15 protein-coding genes are annotated in these 18,179 nt (G+C 75.5%); 11 read left to right on the forward strand and 4 right to left on the reverse strand.

All coding sequences use genetic code 11. The features are described 5' to 3' along the window. Positions 1 to 12 precede the first annotated feature (12 nt). A complete protein-coding gene (locus CP973_RS41475) occupies positions 13 to 1,527 on the reverse strand; it encodes a sigma factor (RefSeq protein WP_280119035.1) in 1,515 nt (504 codons plus the stop codon). Between the two features lie 231 nt (positions 1,528 to 1,758). On the opposite strand from CP973_RS41475, the gene ssgD (CP973_RS26580) reads away from it, so the two are divergent. Next, positions 1,759 to 2,172, forward strand: coding sequence for a spore wall synthesis regulator SsgD (gene ssgD / locus CP973_RS26580; RefSeq protein WP_150246249.1), 414 nt, complete (start codon positions 1,759 to 1,761; stop codon positions 2,170 to 2,172). A gap of 142 nt (positions 2,173 to 2,314) precedes the next feature. Next, entirely contained in the window at positions 2,315 to 3,283 is a 969-nt protein-coding gene (locus CP973_RS26585) for an aldo/keto reductase (protein WP_150246251.1), read from the forward strand. 29 nt (positions 3,284 to 3,312) lie between these two features. Here CP973_RS26585 and CP973_RS26590 read toward each other — a convergent pair whose 3' ends face one another. After that, positions 3,313 to 6,795 (reverse strand): S46 family peptidase, encoded by a 3,483-nt coding sequence (locus CP973_RS26590; protein ID WP_150246254.1) that lies wholly within the window; start codon positions 6,793 to 6,795, stop codon positions 3,313 to 3,315. A 77-nt stretch (positions 6,796 to 6,872) separates the two neighbouring features. Further along, positions 6,873 to 7,484, reverse strand: coding sequence for a TetR/AcrR family transcriptional regulator (locus CP973_RS26595; RefSeq protein ID WP_150246257.1), 612 nt, complete (start codon positions 7,482 to 7,484; stop codon positions 6,873 to 6,875). A 92-nt stretch (positions 7,485 to 7,576) separates the two neighbouring features. Here CP973_RS26595 and CP973_RS26600 point away from each other — a divergent pair, with 92 nt between their 5' ends. From CP973_RS26600 to ssgD (CP973_RS26610), 3 genes are all read left to right on the forward strand, one after another. Beyond that, positions 7,577 to 8,095 (forward strand): PH domain-containing protein, encoded by a 519-nt coding sequence (locus tag CP973_RS26600; RefSeq protein WP_150246260.1) that lies wholly within the window; start codon positions 7,577 to 7,579, stop codon positions 8,093 to 8,095. Beyond that, positions 8,092 to 9,714: a PH domain-containing protein gene (locus tag CP973_RS26605; protein ID WP_150246263.1), complete on the forward strand. Its 1,623-nt coding sequence runs from the start codon at positions 8,092 to 8,094 to the stop codon at positions 9,712 to 9,714. Before CP973_RS26600 ends, CP973_RS26605 begins: the two co-directional genes overlap by 4 nt. A 95-nt stretch (positions 9,715 to 9,809) precedes the next feature. Beyond that, positions 9,810 to 10,223, forward strand: a complete 414-nt coding sequence (ssgD, locus tag CP973_RS26610; RefSeq protein WP_150246265.1) for a spore wall synthesis regulator SsgD — start codon at positions 9,810 to 9,812, stop codon at positions 10,221 to 10,223. 73 nt (positions 10,224 to 10,296) lie between these two features. Here ssgD (CP973_RS26610) and CP973_RS26615 read toward each other — a convergent pair whose 3' ends face one another. Then, complete coding sequence (locus CP973_RS26615) at positions 10,297 to 11,052, reverse strand: polysaccharide deacetylase family protein (RefSeq protein WP_150246268.1); 756 nt, start codon at positions 11,050 to 11,052, stop codon at positions 10,297 to 10,299. A gap of 188 nt (positions 11,053 to 11,240) precedes the next feature. Between CP973_RS26615 and CP973_RS26620 the strand changes: the two genes are divergently transcribed. The 6 genes from CP973_RS26620 to CP973_RS26645 all read left to right on the forward strand — a co-directional run bounded on the left by CP973_RS26620 (position 11,241) and on the right by CP973_RS26645 (position 18,167). Continuing rightward, entirely contained in the window at positions 11,241 to 11,948 is a 708-nt protein-coding gene (locus tag CP973_RS26620) for a response regulator transcription factor (protein ID WP_150246272.1), read from the forward strand. Then, the gene (locus CP973_RS26625) at positions 11,945 to 13,546 is read left to right on the forward strand and encodes an ATP-binding protein (protein WP_150246275.1); all 1,602 of its coding nucleotides are present in this window, start codon (positions 11,945 to 11,947) and stop codon (positions 13,544 to 13,546) included. Before CP973_RS26620 ends, CP973_RS26625 begins: the two co-directional genes overlap by 4 nt. Before the next feature lie 2 nt (positions 13,547 to 13,548). Then, entirely contained in the window at positions 13,549 to 14,142 is a 594-nt protein-coding gene (locus tag CP973_RS26630; protein WP_244410264.1) for a hypothetical protein, read from the forward strand. A gap of 81 nt (positions 14,143 to 14,223) precedes the next feature. Next, positions 14,224 to 15,801, forward strand: coding sequence for a GMC family oxidoreductase (locus CP973_RS26635; RefSeq protein ID WP_150246281.1), 1,578 nt, complete (start codon positions 14,224 to 14,226; stop codon positions 15,799 to 15,801). A gap of 178 nt (positions 15,802 to 15,979) precedes the next feature. Then, complete coding sequence (locus CP973_RS26640; RefSeq protein WP_150246284.1) at positions 15,980 to 17,680, forward strand: CocE/NonD family hydrolase; 1,701 nt, start codon at positions 15,980 to 15,982, stop codon at positions 17,678 to 17,680. Between the two features lie 88 nt (positions 17,681 to 17,768). Continuing rightward, positions 17,769 to 18,167 carry a VOC family protein gene (locus CP973_RS26645; protein ID WP_150246287.1) on the forward strand — a complete coding sequence of 133 codons (399 nt, stop codon included), beginning with the start codon at positions 17,769 to 17,771 and terminating at the stop codon, positions 18,165 to 18,167. Positions 18,168 to 18,179: the final 12 nt, after the last annotated feature.

Raw genomic sequence — 18,179 nt, forward strand, 5'->3', positions numbered from 1 at the left:
CCGCGGCCGGGATCAGGCGGCCCGGCAGACCCGGAACGGGATCCGGCCCCACCAGACCCAGTGGCAATGACCGGACGGGGACGGATCTGGTGTGGGTGTGGGTGTGGGAGTGGGAGTCGGGATACGGGTCGGGGTGGGTGTCGGCCGGTCCGTGGGGCGGGTGGTGGGTCCACCGGTCGGTCCGGTGGTCGGCTCCGCCGTGGGCCCTGTCGGCCCGGCGGTCGGCGCGGACGGCGTCGGCCGTGGGCCCGGTCCGGCGCCCGTGCCCGATCCGGTCGGTCCCGGAACCGGCCCCGACCGCCCGGTGGCGGTCGGTACGGGTTCCCCCGGGGCGGCCGGTGGCGCCTCCGCTGCGCGCGCCGTACCGCGTCCGGCCGGTACGGCGTCGGCGTCCGTGGACGGCGCGTGGCCCGGAACCGCGGGTACGGACGTCGCCGACCGGTCCGGCGTCGCCCCGGGCGCGGCCCGGCCGGGTCCGGCGCCCGGCCGCGCCGTGCCGACTCCGCCGGGCCGCGGCGTCGCCGCTGCCGCCCGCTCGGCCGGTGCTCCCGCGTCGCCGCCGGCCAGCACGCCGCCCGCGGCCACCGCCACTCCGGCGACCACCGCCACGCCGACCCCCGCCACGGCGGCGCCGACCGGCCCGGCCTGGCCGATCTGGCCGCGCAGCAGGTGCCGTAGGGAAGTACGCACGGAGGCGAGCGCGCCGCTGCCCGCCGCGTGTCCGCCACCGGCCGCGGCGGCCCCTGCCCCGGCCCCCGCCAGCGGCAGCAGGAACTTCGCCGAACCGCCCGCCAGCAGCACCAGCAGCGCCGGGCCGGTGAGCGCGGGCAGCCGGTCGTTGGCCCGGGTCAGCAGCGCCAGCCGGGACCGGCAGTCGGCGCAGTCGGCGAGGTGGCCGGCCACCGCGTCGGTCTGCTTGGCGGTGGCCTCGCCCCGTACGTACGCGGGCAGCCGCTCCCAGTACCGTTCACAGGCCGGGTCGTGCGGTGTGCCGGGCACCGTGCCCAGGAACGCCTGCCGCAGCCCCTCCCGGGCCCGGTGCAGCAGTACGGCCGTCGCGCCCTTGCCCGCGCCGATCGCCGCGCCGACCGCCTCCAGCGGCTGGTCCTCGGCCTCCGCCAGCCACAGCGCCGTCGCCCAGCGCCGGGGCAGCCGCTCCATGACGCGGGCGAGGAGGTCGACGTAGGCGACGTGCTGTGCCGGGTCGGCGGACTCGGCCGCCGGTCCGGCCGCGGGCCACGTCTGCCCGCCGTCCCCGGGGTCCCGCGGTATCTCACGGGCGGCCGCCGCGCCGACCGTGGTGGCGAGGTGCCGGATGGTGGTGCGCAGGTAGGCGGGCACGTTGTCGATGGGGTGTCCGGCGCGGATCCGGCGCCAGACCCGGAAGTGCGCCTCGGCGACCAGGTCCTCCGCGAGCCAGGCGCTCGTGGTCAGCGACCGTGCGTACCCGACCAGGCGCGGGTGCTCGCGCTCGTAGATCCGGGCGTAGTCGTCCGACGCCTCGGACACCGCGGATGTCTCGGACATGTACCAACAACCCCTGACGTGTCACCACCGGACCGGGCCGCGAACTCGGACGGGGACGCTCCGGTTCCGGCAGCCTCGCACGGGATCCGCCGGTGTGCGGACCGAATATCCGCTCGTCCGGCCGTTCGTGACGGACCTCACGCGGCCGTCCGGTCACCTCGCGTCATCTCCGGCGCGTCCTACCGGTCACAGAGGCAAGGACCTGTCCGCACCAGCATCGAGGAGCCGGCGATGCCCCATGTCATCGACCAAGCCGTGCACGCCCGTCTGATCGCGACCGCGCCCCGGTCGCGCCGGGTTCCCGCCCGGCTGCGCTACGACAGCGGCGACCCGTTCGCCGTGCGCGTCGTCTTCCCTCCGGCGGCGTCGCTGGACGGGACCGAGGTGGCGTGGACGTTCGCCCGCGACCTGCTGGCGGCGGGCCTGCGGGAGCCGTCCGGCCGGGGCGATGTGCGCATCTGGCCGTGCGGCCCGGAGTACACGATGCTGGAGTTCCACACCGCCGGCGGTCTGGCCATGGTCCAGTTCCAGGCCCGCGACCTGCGCGGGTTCCTGATGCGGTCGTACGGTGTCGTGCCCCTCGGCGGCGAGGGCCGGTACCTGGACGTCGAAGCCGACCTCGCCGCCCTGCTCCGCGAGGCGTAGCCCGCGCCGGGCGCGGCGGTCCTGCCTCCCCCCTCTCGGCCGCGCCCGGGGCAGGCTCTTCGGCGGGCTTGACTTCGAGTGCTCTCCAACAGGAAGAGTGAGTCCCGTTCCCGACCAGGCACTCTTCTCCAGGAGCAGCACCATGCGCACCACCACGCTCGGCAGCACCGGCCCCGAGGTAGGCGTCATCGGCCTCGGCTGCATGGGCATGACCCACGCCTACGACCCGGACGGCCGGGACGACGCCACCTCGGTCGAGGTGATCCGGCAGGCGATCGACCTCGGGGTGACGCTGATCGACACGGCCGACGTCTACGGCCCGTACACCAACGAGGAGTTGGTGGGCCGGGCGCTGGCGGGCGGGCACCGGGAGCGGGTGGTGCTCGCGACGAAGGTGGGGCTGGAGACCGGGGAGATCACGCCGGACAACACCAGCGGGCTGGTGCGCAACGGCCGCCCCGAGCACATCCGCCGCTCCATCGACGCCAGCCTGCGCCGTCTGGGCACCGACCACGTGGACCTCTACCAGCTGCACCGGGTGGACCCGGACGTGCCGGTCGAGGAGAGCTGGGGCGCGCTGGCCGAGGCCGTGCGGGCGGGCAAGGCCCGGCACATCGGCCTGTCGGAGCCGACCGTCGAGGAGATACGGCGGGCCCAGGCGGTGCACCCGGTCGCCTCCGTGCAGTCCGAACTGTCGCTGTGGACCCGGGACGTGCTCGGTGAGGTCCTGCCGTACTGCGAGGAGCAGGGCATCGCCTTCCTGCCGTTCTCGCCGCTCGGCCGCGGCTTCCTGACCGGCAGCATCACCTCGTTCGACGAGCTGGCGGAGGACGACTTCCGGCGCCGGCTGCCGCGCTTCCAGCAGGACGCGCTGAAAGCCAACCTGGAGCTGGTGGCCAAGGTCCGCGCCATCGCCGGGCAGTACGGCGCCTCCCCCGCGCAGGTGGCCCTCGCCTGGGTGCTCGCCCAGGGCCGGTTCGTCGTGCCGATCCCCGGCACCAAGACGCCCAAGTATCTGGTGGACAACGCGGGCGCGGCGGACGTGACCCTGCCGCCCGAGGCGCTGGCCGAACTCGACGCGCTCCCGGCTGCCGCGGGCACCCGGTACTGAGGTCCGGTGTCACCCGCCGGGGGCCTGTGTCACTCCCGCGCCGCGGTCAGCTCCAGCGCCGCGTCGCGCACGTCGGGCACCGGGTGGCGGCGCAGGGCCCGCAGGCGTTCGCGCCAGGGCGCCGACCACTCGGTGCGGGTGCCGCCGAAGGCGGTGAGGGCCACGGCGAACAGGCCCGCCGCGGGTCCGCCGTCCTCGGTCAGGGCGCGGGCGGCGGCCTCGGCCGCCGTGGTGCGGTCCGGTCCGTGGGCGCCGTTCAGGCGGTGGCGGAGCGTGTCGGCGGTGTGCCGGGCGAGTGCGGGCCGGTCCGTGTGGAGCCGGGCGAGGCGGGTGAGCTGGACGGTCATCTCCTCGGCGTCGGCGCCCAGGTCCAGCGCGCAGGACAGGACGCGGACGGCGTACGGGACGAAGTCCGGGTAATCGGCGAGGAGTTGGCCGACCACGAGGGCGCTGGTCCGCAGCGCGGGCTCCCGCAGGCGGCACGCGTCCAGCCGGGCGGTGAGGTGGCCGAGCCGCTGCCGCGCGGGGCGGTCGCGGCGGGTCTCCGCGTCGGGCGTTCCGGGCCGGGCGTCGGCGGCGGCCAGCAGCCGGGCGGCGCGCGCCAGCGGGTCTTCCGCCTCGGCGGCCCCGTGCGGTACGGGGCCGCCGGGGCCGTGGCCCGGCAGCGGGCCTTCCGCGGCGAGCACGAGGAGCGCGTCGGCGGCTTCCTGCCAGGTGGCCCGGTTGTCCAGATCGGTGAGGACCAGCACCAGCAGGCCCGCCGCGTCCGGCGCCCAGCGCGACCAGGCGCCCAGCGCCCGGTAGGCCTCGCCCGCCAGTTCGGCGTCGTCCGTCTCGCACACGGCGCGGACCAGCCCGGCGTAGCGCGCGCGGTGCTGCTCCGGCAGGTCCAAGGGGCGTACGCGCAGGACCGCCTGGCGGTCCCCGCGCGGGCCGCGCGCCGCTTCCGACAGCAGGCCCCAGGCCCTCTCGTCGGCGAGCAGTCCCGTCGCGGCCGTCGCGCAGGCGGCGCGCACGTCGCGGTGCTGTTCCGGCTGATGGTAGGCGCGTACCAGCAGTTCGGCGGCGTCCGGCACCGGCAGCCGGGCCGCGGCCAGCCGGGCGGCCTCCTTCCTGCTCGTCACCTTCGGCTGGGCCCCGGCGGCGCCCCGGCCGGGCGCGGCCCCGCCGGGGACGAGCACGGCGCGGAGCGCCGCCGCCAGGCGGGAAGGGGCCGCGTACCGCGCCGCGACGCCCGCCGCGTACACCGCGACCCGGGCCCGGTCGCCGCCCGCGTGCGCGAGGAGTTCCGGCAGGGCCTCGTCCGGCCGGCCGGTCCGCGCCAGGGCGGCGAGGGCCGCTTCCGCCAGCGGTACGTCCGGGTGCGTGACGCAGCGGCGTACGAGGGCGGCGCCCCGGCCGGGGAGGCGGGCGGCGTCGGTGATCGCGGCGGCCCGCTCGTCCGGACGCAGCCGCGGGTCGTCGGCGGCCCGCTCCAACAGCCGTGCGGCGGCGTCCTGCTGACGGGCCGTCCAGCGGTGGGCGCGGCCGGTCACCGGCGGTGTCCAGTGGGTGCCGGGGGTCAGGAAACGGCCGTACGGCGGGGCACCGAGGACCAGGTGCAGCAGGTCCGTGCGGTGGCGTGTGATGAGGTCGAGCACGGGCGGCAGCACGGCGGCCGAGGCGTCCAGGTCCAGGATCTCGGCGAGCCGTGCGTCGCGCGTGCCCGGCGGTTCCAGCCATGGGCCGACGGCCGCACGGACCGCCCGGTCGTCACCCGTGCGGACGGCGCGGCGCAGCAGTTCCTGGAGGCCGGGCACGCCGTGCGCGCGGCGGCCGAGCGAGGACGCGAGCGCGACCACGGGATCGTGGTCGGCGCGTTCGGCCCGCGCCTCCAGCCAGGGGCGGAGCGCCGCGAAGACCTGGTGTTCCTGGCCGGGGCGCAGGTCGCGGTCGAGGCGGCCGAGGCCGGTGTCGGCGCGCCCGGCGAGGCGGGCGAGGGTGCGCAGCGCCCAGCCGGTCAGCTCCCGCTGCCCGGTCGCCGCGTGCTCGCGCAGCAGTGAAACGGCGAGGCGGACCAGCGCGTCGCGGGAGGCCGGCGAGGTGTCGCGGGCCTCGCCGGTGTCCGTGGCGAGGCGTTCGAGGGCGTCGGCGGCGGCGTCGGTGAACAGCGCCGGGCGGACACCGGCGAGTGCGTCGAGCGCGGCCCGGCGCACCGGGTCCTGCTCGTTGCGCAGCCGCGTGAGCCCGTCGGCGAGCAGGGCGGTGACCGCGTCCGGGTCGCCGGACCGGGCCGCGTTGTGGATCAGCAGCGGGTAGGCGGCGGCCCGGTCCTCGGCGGCGGGGCGGCGGGTCGCGGCGAGCAGGTCCGCGCGGGCTTCCGCGACGGGCAGGTACGCGACGGCCTCCAGGACGGCGGACCGGTGGGCGCCGTCCTCACGCAGCAGCGCCACCGCCCGGCGGGCTTCCGCTTCGCGGCGCGCCCGGGGCAGTGCGTCGAGGACGGGCGCGCACGGCGGGACCCGCCCGGTGCCCAGACCGGCCGTCACCGAGTCGTGGAACGCGGCGCGCCGGGCGGGCGGCAGCGCCCGCAGCAGCCCGGCCAGCGCCGCCTCGTCGTTGCGCAACGCCCGCCCCATCCCGATGAGTTCGGGCGGGTCGGCCCGTACGAGACGGCGCAGCGTGGAGGGCCCGAACCGTACCGTCCGCGCGGCGTCGCGCCCGGGTTCGAGGAGCAGGCGGAGCGTACGTCCGGGGTCGGCGGCGACCAGTGCGTCCAGCCGCAGCAGCAGCGGACCGGCGAGCGGGCCGCGGCACATCCGCTCCAGGAGGCCGAGCACGCGGAGCGGTTCGCGGTCGGCGGCCACCGCGACACAGGCCCCGTACCGCTGCCACCAGACCGCGCGCGACGCCTGCGACATCGGCGTCAACTGCCGCTCCGCCTCGGCCAGTACGGCCGCCGGGTGCCGCTTGGCCAGGGCGCGGGAGGACGCCGCGGCGGCGTGGAACAGCTCGGGCAGCAGCCGCGCGACCGCCTCGGGGCCGCAGCCGGGGAGCAGCCCGGCGGCCTCGGCGTCGCCCCACCGTTCGCGCAGCGCTGCGATCAGCCGCTCGGCGAGGGCGGGGCGACCCCCGGCGACGACCGCCCGGGTCAGCCCCCGCCGCACGTCGGCGGGGGCGTCCGCGTACGCCGCCTCGACGGCCGCGTCCGGCAGCGCTCCGGTGCGCACGGCCCGCAGCGCGTGCGCGCGGACCAAGGGGTCGGGGTCGGTGAGGCGGGCGGCGAGATATCCGAAGCCGCCGGTCACCCGGGCGGCGAAGGCCGCCAGCCGGCGTTCGTACGGGCCGCGCGTGTCCCACTCGGCGAGGAGCCCGGCGAGCGTGCCGCGCCCGGCCGCTTCCCGGGCGCGGGCCGCCAGTTCGGCCATGCGCCGGGGGTACGGGAGCGGTTCGAGGGCGGCGAGCAGGGTGTCGGCGCAGGCGGCGGCCGGACGCGCGGCGGCAGCCGCCCGGTCGCGCGGGTCCGGGGCCATGGGCAGCCTCCTCCCTGGCCGTTCCACCCGTGGGAACCGGTTTTCCCGCGGGTGCCCGACCGGCCGCGCGCCGTGTCTCAGCGTGCGGCCGCTCCGTCGAACAGTCCGGACAGGTGCATGTCCAGGAGCTGGACGGCCTTCTCGGGAGTGTGCACGTCCAGCAGGATGTACGTCGAGAGCCCGTCGGCCAGGCAGATCAGCACCATCGCCTCGTCGTCGGCGTCCCGCTCCGCCCGCACCTCGCCCTGCTCCATCGCCTTCCGCAGCTGGTCGGCGAAGAGTTCGCGCAGCTTGGGGATGCCGTCCTGGGCGCCGGTGCGCAGCGACGGGTCGCGCACGGCCCGGTGGAAGTGGGCCACGCCGACCAGGAAGCCGGTCCGGCTCTGCTCGTCCAGGGGCAGCATCCCCATCAGGCAGGCGCGCAGGATGTCGTACGGCGTCGGCTCCCGGCCCAGGGACTCGATGCGCTCGCGGATGCGCTGCTGGGCGAGGGACTCGATGTAGCGCAGCGCGAAGAGCAGCATCTCGTCCTTGGTGCGGAAGTAGTGCTGGAGCCGCCCCAGGGACATGCCGGCCTCGGCGGCCACGTCCCGCAGGCTCGCGCCCTCCAGTCCCCGGGCGCTCGCGATCCGCCACAGCGCTTTGGAGATCTCCTGGCGCCGCGCCTCGTGGTCCACCTTCTTGGGCACCTGGCCCTCGCTTTCTTTTTTACAAGTCGCTCGTACCGTTATAACGTACCTCCAGTCAATACACCTGACTTGCCAAGATCGGGGGAGCCTCCATGTCCGCACCCGCAACGCCCCTGCTGCGGCCGCCCAGCAACCGGGTCGATCCGCGCGCCCGCCGCTGGTGGGCCGTCCAGGCGCTGCTGACGGTCAGCGGTCCGCTGCTGCTCACCGCGCTCGCCCTGGCCGTCTGCTCGGCGCTGTTCTTCCCGGGCGCCCTGCCCTGGCTCGGGCCGCTCCTGCTCGTCGCCCTGGTCCTGCCCGCGCTCGGCTACCAGCTGGTCATGCCCCGCTGGCGCTACGCGGTGCACGCCTGGGAGCTGGGCGGCCGCGCGGTGTACGCGGCGAACGGCTGGTTCTGGCAGAAGCGGCGGATCGCGCCGCTGTCGCGGGTGCAGACCGTGGACACCGTGCGCGGCCCGCTCCAGCAGCGCTTCGGGCTGGCGACGGTCACCGTCACCACCGCCTCCACCGCCGGCGACGTGAAGATAGCCGGGCTGTCCGACGCGGACGCCGAGGAACTGTCGCGCCGCATCGGCGAGGCCGCGCAGGCCGTGCCGGGTGATGCCGCGTGACCACCCTCGCACCGCACGCGCCCGGCGCACCGGGCCGGTGGCACCGGCTGGACCGCCGCACCCTCCTGGTGCACTGCGGCTGGATGGCCGCGCCGCTCGGCTCCTGGGCGCTGACCGCGCTGGCCACCGGCGGCCGGATCACACCCGGCGCCTGGATCACCCTGACCGCCGTCGCGGGCAGCTTCGCGGTCCTCACCGTGATCGGCCTGATCCGCTGGGCCCGTACGGACTACCGCGTCACCGACGACTCCTTCGAGGTCCGCAGCGGGGTGCTGACCCGGCGGCTGCGTTCCGTGCCGCTGCACCGCATCCGTACGGTCGACCTGACCGCCTCGCCGCTGCACCGCCTGTTCGGCGTCACCGTCCTGCGGGCCGGCACGGCGGGCTCCTCGGGCGGCGGCGCCGAGCTCTCCCTGGAAGCGCTGACGAAGGCCGACGCGGAGCGGCTGCGGGCCGCCCTGCTGGCCCGCGCCGACACCGCCGCGGCGGCCGAGGACCCGGTCGTCTCCCGCATCAACTGGCGCTGGCTGCGCTACGCGCCGCTCACCTTCTGGGTGATCGGCGGTGTCTTCGCCGCCGCCGGCGGCCTCTACCGCGTCCTGGACGGCGCCGGAATCGAGCCGTGGAAACTGGGCATCGTCCGCAGCGCGTTCGACGAGTTCGGCGCCAGGGCGCTCTGGATCACCATTCCGCTCGCACTGCTGGCCGTCCTCGCCCTCGGCACGGCCGGGGCGCTCGTCCTCTATGTCGAGGGCTGGTGGAACTTCCGCCTCGAATGGACCGACGCGCACACGCTGCGGGTACACCGCGGCCTGCTCACCACGCGGTCGGTGACCATCGAGCGGGGCCGGCTGCGCGGGGCGGTCCTGCGCGAGCCGCTGCTGCTGCGGGCGGGCGGCGGCGCGACCGTCGGCGCGGTCGCGGGCGGGCTGGGCAACAAGGACGAGAACCGCAAGCGCAGTGTCATCCTGCCGCCCGCGCCGCGCACGGAGGCGGTGCGCACGGCCTCCGGGACGCTCCGCACCGCGTTCCCCGACATCGAACTGCGCGCCCATCCGAAGGCGGCGCTGCGGCGGCGCCGTACGCGCGGGCTGCTGCTCGTCACGCTCCCGGGCACCCTGGTCCTCGCGTTCCTGGGCCTGCTGCTGACTCCCGTGCTGCTGCACTGCGCCTGGGCGTTCGCACTGGTGTCGGCGCCGGTGGTGCTGTGGCTGGCCCGAGACGCGTACCGCAGCCTGGGACACGGCCTCCAGGGGCGGTACCTCGTCGCACGCTCCGGCACGTTCAGCCGGGACACCGTCGCGCTCCAGCGCGAGGCCATCGCGGCCTGGACGTTCTCCACCACCCCGTTCAGCAGGCGGACGGGCCTGGTCACGCTCACCGCGGCGGTCGCCGCGGGCGAGGACGGTTACCACGTCCGCGATCTCGCGGCGGCCGACGCGCCGGCCCTGGCGGCGGCCGCGGCGCCCGGCATCCTGGAGGAGTTCCTGGACCACGGCGGCCACGGCCGCCCCGCCCCCGCGTACGGCCACGGGCATTCCGGCGGCCCGGGACGGCATCGCAAACCCTTGTCAACCCACGCGTTGCACCGGAACCGTGACGACCTGGACATGACATAAATCACACCCCTGTCACGTGCACGGCGGGAGCGGGCACACCGTCCTACTAGGCGCAAGCCTCGTCCCGTTCCGACAGCCGTAAGGGAGCAGCCGCGGTGCCCAGTGTCATCGACCAAGCCGTCCAGGTACGTCTCATCGCGACCGCCCCCGGCTCGCACACGGTGCCCGCGGTCCTCCACTACCACCGGGCCGATCCGCTCGCGGTACGGATCTCCTTCCCGCCGGAGATCTCGCTGGACGGCGCCGCGGTCGACTGGGCCTTCGCGCGCGAACTGCTCGCCGAGGGGCTGCGGTCCCCGGCCGGCACCGGTGACGTACGGGTGCGGCCGCTGGGCCGGGAGCGCACGGTGCTGGAGTTCCACGTCGAGGACGGCGTCGCGATGGTCCAGGTGCGCACCGACGACCTGCGCCGCTTCCTGGACCGTACGTACCGGTCCGTGCCCGCGGGCAGCGAGCAGCAGCACATGGACGTGGACAGCGGCCTGGCGGAACTGCTCGGCGAGGCGTGAAAGCGGTGCCGGACCCCGGTTGTCCCGGGGCCCGGCACCGCTTCCGCCGTCCGCTTCGGCGCCTTGGGAGTCGTCAGCGCTGCGGGAACCCGAACCCGTATCCCTGCTGCTTCATCCACGGCAGCAGCCGCTTGAGCGCCCCCACCGTCTGGCTGCGGTCGCCGCCGCCGTCATGGAAGAGGACGGTCGGGCCGTTGCGCAGCTCCCGCTTCACCGTGCGCACGATCGCGTCGGTGCCCGGCCGCTCGAAGTCCTTGCTGTCCACGTTCCAGCCCAGCGGCCGCATGCCCCGCTCCGCGGCCAGCTTTCTGCTGTACGGGGTGAACGCGCCGCCCGGCGCCCGGTAGTACTCCACCTCCGGGCCGCCCGCCGCCTGCTCGATCATCTGCTGCGCCGGCACGATCTGCTGCGACTGGTAGCTCTCGGGCCGGTGGTCCATGCCGGTGTTGTGGCTGACGGTGTGGTCGCACAGCTTGTGTCCGGCCGCCGCCACCTGCTTCACGAGGTCCGGATGCGCCTTCGCCGACGGGCCGATCATGCAGAAGGTGGCCTTGACGTCGTACTGCTTCAGCACGGCCAGCACCTTCGGGGTCCAGACCGGGTCGGGGCCGTCGTCGATGGTGATGTTCAGGCTCTTACCGGGGCGGTCGGAGGCGTGCACGATGCCGGGGTCGACCTTGGCGGCCGCGCGCGCCTGCCGGGTGGGTTCGGCGTGCGCCTCGGAGGTGGCGCCGGACTGCCCGAAGGTCAGGTAGCCCGCCACACCCAGCGACGCCGCCGCCACCGCGGCTCCCCCGATGATCCCGCTCCGCCTGACGTGCCGTGCCATTGCGTATCCCGTCCCTACTGCCGTGCGCGGGCCACCGCGGACATGAGTACGGGCGCCACGGTCGGCGCCGTACGATTCCCCCTGCGGTGCGCTCGCGCGCTTACTGCTTGCATCACGACAGATGCGAAGAAGTAAGGGCAGGATCCGCCTGTTACCGATCCATCATGAAACTTATTGATACTGGTCCCATGCCCCGAGTACTTCTGATCGAGGACGACGCCGCGGTGCGCGACGGCGTGAGCCTCGCGCTCCGCCGCCGCGGCCACGAGGTGGCGGCCGCGGCCAGCGGCGAGGACGGCCTCGACCTGCTTCCCGCCTTCCGCCCCGACATCGTGCTGCTGGACCTGATGCTCCCGGGCAAGGACGGCTTCGAGGTCTGCCGGCGCATCCGCGCCGACCGCCAGCTGCCGATCATCATGCTCACCGCCCGCGGCGACGACCTGGACGTGGTGCTCGGGCTGGAGGCCGGCGCCGACGACTACATCGTCAAGCCCGCGCGCGGCGAAGTGCTGGAGGCCCGGATCCGCGCGGTGCTGCGGCGTACCGCGCTGCCCGCCGACGGCGCCACCGGGCCCGCCGAGCCCGGTCCCGCCCCCGTGGAGACCTACGGCGAACTGGCCGTGGACCGCGCCGGACTGGTCGTCTCCAAGGGCGGCTCCGACCTGCCGCTGGCCCCCTCGGAGATGAAGCTGCTGCTGTTCCTGTCCGCGACGCCCGGACAGGTCTTCAGCCGCCAGCAGCTGCTGGAGCACGTGTGGGAGCACAGCTACCACGGCGACGCGCGCCTGGTGGACGCGTGCGTGATGCGGCTGCGCAACAAGATCGAGGACACCCCGCGCAGCCCCCGGTACGTACAGACCGTGCGCGGCTTCGGCTATCGCTTCGGCCCCCTGTGAAGCGCCCACGGCCCGCGGGCGGCGCGCGGCGCACCCTGCTGCCGCGTTCGCTGCCGCGCGGCCTGCGGGCCCGGCTCGTCGTCGCGTTCCTGCTGGTCGCCGCGGTCAGCGCGCTGACCACCGCGGCGCTGACCTACCGCGAGGCCCGCACCGCCATCCTCCAGCGCTCCCAGGACACCGCGATCCAGGACCTCAGGGGACAGGTCAACTCGCTCGCGCCGGACCTCGCGGTGCCGCCCACCCGGGAGGACCTGGAGGAGTTCGCCCGGCAGCTGGACCGCTCCGGCCGGGCCCGGGACTGGGACGTCGACGTCCGCTACGAAGGCGTCGCCGACCACGTGCGCAGCTGGCGCCGCCCGGTGGACGTCCCCGAGGAACTGCGGGAGTCGGTCGAGAAGCGGCATGTGACCGCGTTCCAGCGGGTGGCGGACCGCAACGGCGACCCGTGGCTGCTGATCGGCATGCCGGTGCTCCAGTCGCAGGACGGGAGCCGCACGGCGTCCCCGCTGTCCGTCTACGCCCAGCTCCCGCTGCGCGCCGAGGAGGCCAACGTCGAGGCGCTGGTGAGCGCGGCGCAGAACGGTGCCCTGCCGGTGCTCGGGCTGGCCGTGGTCCCGGCCCTGCTGGCGGCCCGCGGGGTGCTGCGGCCGGTGCGCGGGCTGCGGCAGGCCGCCGGGCGGATCGCCGAGGGCAAGCTGGAGACCCGGCTGGAGGTCAAGGGCTCCGACGAGCTGGCCGACCTGTCGAGGACGTTCAACGACATGGCGGCCAAGCTGGAGGAGAGCGTGGCGGACCTGCGGCGCATGGAGGCCAACGCCCGGCGGTTCGCCGCCGATGTCTCGCACGAGCTGCGCACCCCGCTGGCCGCGATGAGCGCCGTCACCGACGTCCTCGACGAGGACGCCGACGCGCTCGACCCGGACACCGCCTCGGCGGTCCGTCTGATCAGCCAGGAGACCGGCAAGCTGGCGCGGATGGTCGAGGACCTGATGGAGGTCTCCCGCTTCGACGCCGGGGCCGCGGCGCTGCACCTGGACGAGGTGGACGTCGCCGAGACGATCCGCAAGACGCTCCAGGCCCGCGCCTGGCAGGACCGGGTGGGCACCGAACTGCCGGACGGCGTACGGGCACGGCTGGACCCGCGGCGGCTGGACGTCGTGGTGGCCAACCTGGTCGGCAACGCGCTGCACCACGGCGGGGAGCCGGTACGGGTGCTGCTGCGGGCGCCGGAGCCGGGCGACGGGCGGCTGGTGATCCGGATCGCGGACAGCGGCCCCGGCATCGACCCCGAGGTGCTTCCGCACGTCTTCGACCGCTTCTACAAGGCGGACTCCGCGCGCGCCCGTTCCGAGGGCAGCGGGCTGGGCCTGGCCATCGCCATGGAGAACGTGCGGCTGCACGGCGGGACCATCCGGGCCGCCAACTGCCCCGAAGGCGGTGCGGTGTTCACCGTGGAACTGCCGCTGGCCGAGCCGGGGGCGGGCGGCGCGGAGCCGTCCGGGGCAGCCGGGACGCGCGGGGAACCGGCGGATGCGCCCGTGGACGGGCCCCGCGGACGAGGGCCGGCCGCGCCGGCCGGGAAGGCGGACCAGACGTGAACATGCCGAACTCCGCACAGGCCCGGCGGATCGCGCTGGGCGGGCTGCTGGTGGGCGTGCTGGGCGGGCTGGCGGCGAGCACCCTCACCGGCTGCGGCATCGCGCCGACCGGCGTGATCGACGCGGGCGAACCGGCGTACGGCGTCAAGGCACCCGGCAAGCCGGTGCCCGACGTACAGCTGTACTTCCTCGGCCCGGCCGGCCTGCGCGCCGCCAGCCGCCCCGCGAAGGCGGCGGTCGGCCCTGAGGAGGCGGTCCGGCTGCTGCTGGAGGGCCCCAACGAGGCCGAACGGCAGCGCGGGCTCACCAACGTCCTGCCGGTGCTCCCCGGCCGGATCACCGCGGACGTCCGGGACGGCGAGGTCACCCTCCGCCTGCCCATGAACGCCAAGCGCCTGGACACCCCGTCGGTGAGCCAGCTGGTGTGCACCGCCGCCAACGCCTCCGTGCCCGGCCGGGTGCATCCCGCGGACGTCCGGGTGACCCTGATCGGCGACGGCGTCAAGGTCGGCCCGATGGTGTGCGGCGGCACCAACGCCTTCCCGCTCATCCAGGCCGGCCCCTCGGCCTCGCCCTCGCGCGGACCGGCGGACTGACGCCGCGCCGGTCGCTTCCCCTACGATCACCCGCGGACACGGGGGCGTTGGCGGGCCGGGAACCTCGGGAGGCGGGCGCGGATGGCCGGTGCAGGGCGGTACGACCAGGTGTACGACTACGTCGTCGTCGGCGCCGGGTCCGCGGGCTGTGTGCTCGCGGCCCGGCTGTCCGAGGACCCGACGGTGCGCGTCGCGCTGGTGGAGGCGGGCGGGCCGGACCGCAAACAGGAGATCCGCGTCCCGGCGGCCTTCCCCAAGCTCTTCCGGACCCCGTACGACTGGAACTTCACCACCACGCCCCAGGCGGGCCTGCACAGGCGGGAGCTGTACTGGCCGCGCGGCCGGACCCTGGGCGGCTCCTCCTCGCTCAACGCGATGATGTGGGTGCGCGGCCACCGCGCCGACTACGACGGCTGGGCCGAGTCGGCCGGCGAGGAGTGGTCCTGGGACGGGGTGGCCCGCTACTTCCGGCGCGCCGAGCGCTGGGCCGGGCCGCCCGGCGGCAGGGTGCACGGCACGACAGGCCCGCTGTGGATCTCCCCGGCGCGCGACGCCCACCCGCTGACCGGCGCCTTCCTCGACGCGTGTACGGAGGCCGGGCTGCCGCGGCTCGCCGAACTGAACGGCCCCGACCACAGCGGCTGCGCGCCCACCCCGCTCAACCAGCGGCGCGGGCGCCGGTGGAGCGCCGCGGACGGCTATCTGCGACCGGCGCTGCGCCGCGCGAACCTGCGGGTGGTCACGGGTCAGGAGGTCCGCCGGGTGCTCTTCGAGGACGGCCGGGCGTACGGCGTCGAGCTGCCCGCCGGGCGGCTGCGGGCCCGCCGCGAAGTCGTCCTGTGCGCGGGCGCGATCGGCTCCCCGCAGCTGCTGCTGCGCTCCGGTGTGGGCGACGCCGACCAGCTGGCGGAGGCCGGTGTCGCACCGGTGGCCGAACTGCCCGCGGTGGGCCGCCACCTCCAGGACCACCTGTCCGTACCGGTCCTCATGCGCACCGCGCTGCCCCGCACGCTCACCGGCGCCGACACCCCCGCGAACATCGCGCGCTATCTGCTGGCCCGCCGGGGCCCGCTCACCTCCAACATCGGCGAGGCCGTCGCCTTCGTACGCAGCGCCGAGAGCCTGTCCGTACCGGACCTGGAACTGATCTTCGCGCCGGTCCCGTTCGTCCGGCACGGCCTCCGGCCGCCGTCCGAACACGGCGTCACCATCGGCGTGATCCTGCTGCGGCCGGAGAGCCGCGGCCGCATCACCCTGGGCGACGGCCCGGACGCGCCGCCGCGCATCGACCCGGGCTACCTCACCTCCGACGCGGACCTGCGGCGGCTGCTGGCCGGGGTCCGCTTCGCCGAGCGGCTGTACGCGACACCGGCGCTGGCCCCGCACGTGACGAAGCCGCTGGAACCGTGGCCGGGCGAACAGGACGACAAGGCGGCCGGGGAGACGGTCCGCGCCCTCGCCGAAACCCTCTACCACCCGGTGGGCACCTGCCGGATGGGCACCGGCGACGACACCGTCACCGACCCCCGCCTGCGGGTACGCGGCGTCACCGGCCTGCGCGTCGCGGACGCCTCGGTCATGCCGGCCATCACCCGCGGGCACACCCACGCCCCCACCGTGATGATCGCCGAACGGGCCGCCGACCTGCTGCGCGCCTGACCGCCCGCCGCCGCCCCGGCCCGTACATGCGCGATCTTCCGGAAAGCCGGACACTGGACCACCCGGGGCACATCCGGGGACGGCGACAGGGAGCGACACCCGCGTACCAGGCGTGACGATTTCCGGAGGCAAGCAACCGTTTCCGGAGGGAAGACGGAACGGACGACGGGAGGGCCCGATGACGCAATCCGTGCTGCGGGAGCGGACCCGGCGGGGGTTCGGCCGCCTCGTGGACCGGTACCTGGACATGCCCGAGCCGGTCACCTTCGACGTCGAGTGCGTCCGTGACCTGCGTGTTCCCATGCGGGACGGCACCGTGCTGCTCGCCGACCGCTACCGGCCGCGCGGCGCCGGACCTCTGCCGGTGGTACTACTGCGCACCCCGTACGGCAAGCACAAGCCGGACATCAAGCTGTTCGCGGGCGTGCTGGCCCGGCGGGGCTTCCAGGTCGTGGCGCAGAACGTGCGCGGCGTCTTCGGCTCCGGCGGTGAGTTCCGCGCCTTCGTCCACGAGAAGGAGGACGGGCTGGCCACCGCGGCGTGGCTGCGCGAGCGGGCGTGGTGCGACGGCCGGCTGGCCACCGCGGGCGCCAGCTACCTCGGGCACACCGAGTGGGCGATCGGCCCGTACCTGGACCCGCCGCTGGAGGCGATGTGCCTGGGCATCACCACCTCCGCCTTCCCCGCCGCCTTCTATCCCGGCGGGGTGCTGGCGCTGCACAACATGCTGGTGTGGTCCTCCGCCACGGGCACCCAGGAGGAGGCGCCGCTCGGCGGGCTGCTGCCCAACCCGCTGCACGACCGCCGGGTCCAGCGCGCCATGCGCACGCTGCCCGTGGGCGCATCGGACCTGGCCGCGATCGGGCGGCCGGAGCGCTTCCTGCGGGAAGTCAGCGCGCACGCGGAGCCGGGCGACACCTACTGGGCACCCATCGACCACAGCGCGGCGGCGCTGCGCATGACCACTCCGACGAGCATGGTCACCGGCTGGTGGGACGTCTTCCTGCCGTGGCAGCTGCGGGACTTCGCGGCGCTGACCGCCGCCGGGCACCGCTCGCGGATCACGATCGGTCCGTGGGCCCACGACCGCAACGCGCTCAAGGCCACGCTCACCGACCATGTGTCGTGGCTCAGCGCGCAGCTGGCCGGTGACGTGACGCAGCTGCACCAGTCCCCGGTCCGCCTGTACCTCCAACGGGCGGGCCGCTGGCTCGACTTCGACCGGTGGCCGCCGCCGCAGTCCGTGCCGACGCCGCTGCGCCTCCAGCCGTCCGGCGGGCTGGACTGGACGGAGCCGCCGGACGGCGCGCCCGACCGGTTCGTCTACCACGGCGCCGATCCGACCCCGTCGACCGGCGGTCCGCTGCTGCTGCCGGGCGAGGTCCGGCAGCAGGACAACACGGCCGTCGAACAGCGCCCCGACGTGCTGGTCTTCACCGGCCGGCCGCTCCCCCGCGACCTGGACCTGATCGGCCCGGTGTCGGCCGAGGTGCACGTCCGCACGGACTCCGGGCACGGCGATGTGTTCGTCCGGCTCTGTGACGTGGACCGGGCCGGGATCTCCCGCAACGTCACCGACGGGATCCTGCGCCTGCGCCCCGGCGCGCCGCCCGCGGACGCCGACGGCGTGGTGACGGCCCGGGTGGAGATGCACCCGACGGGCTACCGGTTCCTGCGCGGGCACAGCCTGCGGGTGCAGGTGGCGGGCGGCGCGTTCCCCCGGTACGCGCGCCACCACGGGACCGGGGCGCCGGTCGCGTCCGCCGTCGGCTGCCGCCCGATACGGTTCGAGGTCTTCCACGAGCCGGGCCGTCCCTCCGCGGTCGTGCTGCCGCTGATGACCGCTCCGGGGCCGGCCGGCGGGAGTGAACCGGCCTGAGCGCGGTACTCGTCGGGCCGGCCGCGCGGTGCGCGGCCGGCACCGTCAGACGGTGCCCCGCCGAGGGCCCTCGGGCCAAGGAGATGCCATGGGACTGGTCAAAGCGGCCGTCATCGTGCTCGACTGCGCCGAGCCGGAGAAGCTGGCGGACTTCTACGCCGAATTCCTGGAGGGTGAGGTCTGCACCGAGCACCTGCCCGACCGGGTGGAGGTCGTCGCCAACGGCACCCGGATGTCCTTCCGCCGCGATCTGAACATGACGCCGCCGACCTGGCCGCGCCCCGACAGCTCGCTCCAGGCCCACCTGGACCTGCTGGTGGACGAGGCGGACATGGACGCGGCGGAGCGCAAGGCGGTCAGCCTCGGCGCGCGCCCGCTGGACACCAAGGACGACACCGGCCCCCGCGAGGTACGGGTCTACTCCGACCCGGCCGGGCACCCGTTCTCGCTGCGCTGCTCGCTCCGGTCGGGCCCGAAGACCGACTGAGCGGCCCGCGCC

Source organism: Streptomyces albofaciens JCM 4342 (assembly GCF_008634025.1).
Lineage (GTDB): Bacteria > Actinomycetota > Actinomycetes > Streptomycetales > Streptomycetaceae > Streptomyces > Streptomyces albofaciens.